Source organism: Cellulomonas sp. A375-1 (assembly GCF_001040865.1).
Classification (GTDB): Bacteria; Actinomycetota; Actinomycetes; order Actinomycetales; family Cellulomonadaceae; genus Cellulomonas; species Cellulomonas gelida.
On the sequence record NZ_LFKW01000106.1, the window covers coordinates 1 to 4071 of the forward strand.

The following is a 4071-nucleotide window of genomic DNA, read 5'->3' on the forward strand; positions in this document are numbered from 1 at the left end:
CGCGCCCCGGGTGCCCCGCCGCGTGCGCCGCCTGCCGCACCGCCCGCGGCACCGCCTGCGGGGACCGCCGACGTGCCGAGCACGGTGCCCCCGAGCTGGCCGGTCGCGGCACCGCCGAGGCCCGCCAGACCGCCGCCGCCACCGAACCGCGCTGCACCGAACGCGCCGAGCGCGGTTCCGCCGACAGCCACACCGCCGGCGAGAGCACCACCTGCGGCACCTCCGGGCCCGCTGCCACCGGGGCCGGTCGTGGAGTTCCCGAGCCCCGGGTGCGAGCCCAGCGAGCCGCCGCCCGGTGCGCCGCCGATGCCACCACCGCCCCCACCGCCGCCGATGGGGCCGCCGGTGACCGGGTTCGGCCCGTACACCGTGCCCTGGCCCGGGCGGTCGTCGCCGTGGGTGTCGCCGTCGTCGCCAGGATCCGAGCCCGGGTCCGTCCCGGGGCGAGTGCCGTCGTCGTCGTTGTCGCCCGGGGGCTGCGTGTCGTCGATCGGCCCGTCGTCCTTGCCGTCGTCGTCCTTGCCCCCGTCGCCGCCGGGGTCACGCGGGGTGCCGATGTCGTCGCCAGGGTCGCGCGGGTCGCCCGGGACGGAGAGGACAGGGCCCTTCGTACCCGGGGGGACGTACGGGGTCCGCGTCCGAGGGGTGGAGCCGCCGCCGGGCGTGCGGCCCGTGGGGTCCTCCTCGCGGTTGCGGTCCGCGACCGTCGGCAGCAGCCCGGTCAGGGTGTTCAGCGTGGTCGCCGCGGTCGTCACCGCCGTGGCGGCGGCGCTCTCGCGCGCAGCAGCCAGCCCGGCCTCGATGTACGGCAGGCCGGTCGACGAGCCTGCCTCGATCAGTCGTTCCCGCTCGGTGTACGTGAGGTAGCCCCGCGGGAGCCCCCGGTAGTCCTCCTGCGCGGTCGCGATCGCCGCCGCAGCGTCCTTCGCGATCCCGGCGATCCCGACGAGCGCATCGACCCGGCTGAGCATGGCGCGGGCCACGTTCGCCAGGCTCTCCTTCGCGGCGTCGCCGGACAGGCCCTCGATACCGAGGTCGCTCGACATCCGCCGGAGAGTCGTGCTCACAGCCTGCAGCGGCTCCTGCAGCGACTCGAGCTCGGCCGAGTCCGCCAGCGCGGCGCTCGTGTCGGCCTGCAGCGTCTTGGCGAGCTCTGCTGCCTTGGTCTCGGTCATCACTGTCCCCCTCGTGGGTCCGGGCCGGGCTCGTGCGTGGTGGGTGGGCCGCCGGGCCCGGTCGGGGTGTCCTGGTGCGCGCGGCTGCGGCGGACCGCGAGGCCGACGACCGCGACCAGCGCCGCGAGCAGCGCCGCGGCACCCACGAGCAGCGGGGCGCGCGATGCCGAGCCGGCGGCGTCGTCGCCGGCGGGGGGCTTCTCGGTCGCGGTCGTCGGCGCGGCGCTGGGCGCGGCACTGGGAGACGACGTCGCGGGCGCGCTCGGCTCGCTGCTCGCGAGCGGAGTCGGGTCGGCGACCTCGGAGAGGCTGGGTGTCTCGTCCGGGTCGTCGACGAGCAGCGGGTTCTCGTCGGGGTACGTCGTCGGGTCGTGCTCGAGCATGTGCCGGACGTTCACGACGCCGTACCCGTAGCCCTCGGCCCAGTACAGCTCGTGGTCCTCGCCGTCGGTGTTGCGCACCAGTGTCTGAAGGATCTGGTTGCTCGTCGCGTCCGGGTAGGCCGACCAGACCAGGGCGAGCGCCGCGGACGTGTACGCGGTCGCGCTCGACGAGCCGTTCGTCACCCGGTAGCCGTCGAAGGCCTCGGTGAACTGCCGGATCTGCTCCCCGGGGGCGACGACCTGCCCGCCGGCCGCGCCGTCCCACAGCTTGCCGTCGGGGCCGATCGAGTCCACCGCGACGACGCCGTTGAACGCGGCGGGGTACGAGCCGTTCAAGTCCGACGGCTGCGCACCCACGACGATCACGCCGGCGTGCAGTGCGCGGGCGATCGCGGGCGCGTCCACGCCGGAGGAGGTCGTCAGGGAGATCGAGATGATGTCGGCGCCGTCGAGCACCGCCTGGTCGATGGCCTGCCCGAACTGCCAGGCGGCGGCGTTCGTGTCCGGGGCCGGGCAGCGCACGTCCGCGTCTGCGGGCAGCGCCATGTTCGAGTAGAAGTGCACCTCGGCGTCCGGCGCGACCCCGAGCACGCCACGCTCACCGTCGATCCCCTCACCGTTGCCGACGATGAGGGAGACCATCGACGTGCCGTGCGCGGCGACGGGGTCGTCCGACGTCGCGGGCAGGAGCGGGCCCATCGTCTCGGCAGCGCAGTACGAGGGCTCACGGACGTGCAGGTCCGCGTCTGCCAGCTCGGGGACGTCAGGGTTGATCGCGGTGTCGATGACGGCGACCTGGATGCCCTTGCCCGTCGTGCGCTCGTGGCGCTCGTTCATCCCGGTCGCGGTGAAGTACCAGAGGCCGTCGTCGGGATCGACCGACGTCGTGGCCGAGGCCGGGGTGGCGAGCGCAGCCAGCAGCAGACCGGCGCCGAGTGCGCCCGTCGCGGCCCGCAGTCGGCTCACCAGGCCACCCGGTTGCCGTCTGGAGGCGCCGTGGGACGCACCGGGAGGTCGGGGGCGACGGGTCCGGCGGGGGGAGGGCCCGTGAGCGCGAGGGTGTTGAGGCGCGCGAAGATCGCGGCGACCTCGTCCTCGGTGGCCTCCAGGTCGGCCGCTCCCTTGTCCAGCGCCGTCCGCATGTTCTCGAGCTCGTCGCGAATGCCGCGCAGCTCGCGCTCGATCTTGGCGAGCTGCTCGCGGTACTCCGCGGCGAACACGGTTGCGGCGGGGAAGGGCGACCAGGTCGAGCTGTCCTGGTTGAGGCGCACGCGACGGGCCTTGTCGGTCGCTGCCTCGACCTCGTCGAACTGGTTCAGCAGGGCGTTGACCTGCTGCTTCAGGACGTCCAGGTCGTCGATTCGCAGGCCGCTGGCCATGTTCCCCCCGTGGTGCTCGATGTCGCCGTGCTCGATGGTGCGTCGCGCCGGCCGCGGCGGCTCACGCTCCGCCGGCCGCGACGGGCGCGTGCTGTGGTGCAGGTGTGGCGCCGGGCCGTGGCGGTGGTCCGCCACGGCCCGGGGTGGTCACCAGCGTGCGGCGTTGGCGCGCTCGGTGGCCTGGTAGTCGTCGTTCGAGGTGGCCACGGCGCGGCCGATCTCGGCCAGCAGGGCCTTCATGTCGGTCAGTGCGCTGGTCCACTTGGCGCGGGCGGCCTCGTAGGACGTGGAGGCCTCACCGGACCAGTTGGCCCGCAGCGGCTGCAGGGACTGGTCCATCTCGCCCAGGCGGGACTCGATGCGCGAGGCACCGCTCTGGATGTCAGCGGCAGCGGTGGACAGGCCACCGAAGTTCACCTTCAGGTCGCTCATGACGTTCCCCTTCCTCAGCCCAGACGCCCGGACAGGCGCGAGAACGTCGACGACTGCGTGTCGTCCGACGCGGTGTAGGACGACTGCGACTGCACCAGGTTCGCCTCGAACTCGTTGAGCGCGGCGACGATCTTCGACGCGTCGTCACGCCAACGCACCATCAGCTGGTTGAACGCGACCGCGCCCTGGCCCTGCCAGTGCGACCCGATCCCGGCCAGCTTGCCCTCGAGCGCGGACAGCTCGGACTGCAGCTCGCCACGCGTGCGCGCCACCACGTCCGCGCCGCGCTTGATCGCACCATCTGCTGCGGAAACCTCAGCGGCCATGACACCTCCCCCATGCCCGACCCCACCGGGCCGATGCCGGACGCGACCCGGACGAGCCACGCCGGTCCCGACGAATCAACGCGAAACCGACGGCACACTACCGAACTGGCCGCCTGTCGTCGCCTGCGGGAACCATTCCGTGGACGTTGTTCGCCCAGATGGTCGACCTGCGCACCGTGCAGCCGGGACGGTTCGTCCCATCCCTCGGCACGACGACGCCCGCGGCGACGCTCGCGTCCCGCGCTGCGGTCGTCCGCGGAACGGGGTCAGGTCCGCCCGGGCGCGGGCGGTCCGAGCCGGTGCCGCGGGCAGGGGCTCGAGCGGTGCAGCGCCGCCTGGAGCGGGAAGGGGGCGACGGTCCCGGTCGTGCGCCGGG

Annotated in this window: 4 protein-coding genes and 1 pseudogene; all 5 read right to left on the bottom strand. The window is 74.0% G+C overall.

Features of this window, described 5'->3' with window-relative positions:
- Positions 1-1175, bottom strand: a pseudogene (locus CWIS_RS19780) (hypothetical protein); the annotation flags it as partial.
- Complete coding sequence (locus CWIS_RS11485) at positions 1175-2524, bottom strand: S8 family serine peptidase (protein ID WP_048343437.1); 1350 nt, start codon at positions 2522-2524, stop codon at positions 1175-1177. The gene CWIS_RS11485 and the pseudogene CWIS_RS19780, both read right to left, overlap by 1 nt.
- Positions 2521-2937 carry a hypothetical protein gene (locus tag CWIS_RS11490; protein WP_141370860.1) on the bottom strand — a complete coding sequence of 139 codons (417 nt, stop codon included), beginning with the start codon at positions 2935-2937 and terminating at the stop codon, positions 2521-2523. Before CWIS_RS11490 ends, CWIS_RS11485 begins: the two co-directional genes overlap by 4 nt.
- A gap of 147 nt (positions 2938-3084) precedes the next feature.
- Entirely contained in the window at positions 3085-3369 is a 285-nt protein-coding gene (locus tag CWIS_RS11495) for a WXG100 family type VII secretion target (RefSeq protein ID WP_048343439.1), read from the bottom strand.
- Positions 3370-3383: 14 nt separating this feature from the next.
- Positions 3384-3695: a WXG100 family type VII secretion target gene (locus CWIS_RS11500; protein ID WP_048343440.1), complete on the bottom strand. Its 312-nt coding sequence runs from the start codon at positions 3693-3695 to the stop codon at positions 3384-3386.
- Positions 3696-4071: the final 376 nt, after the last annotated feature.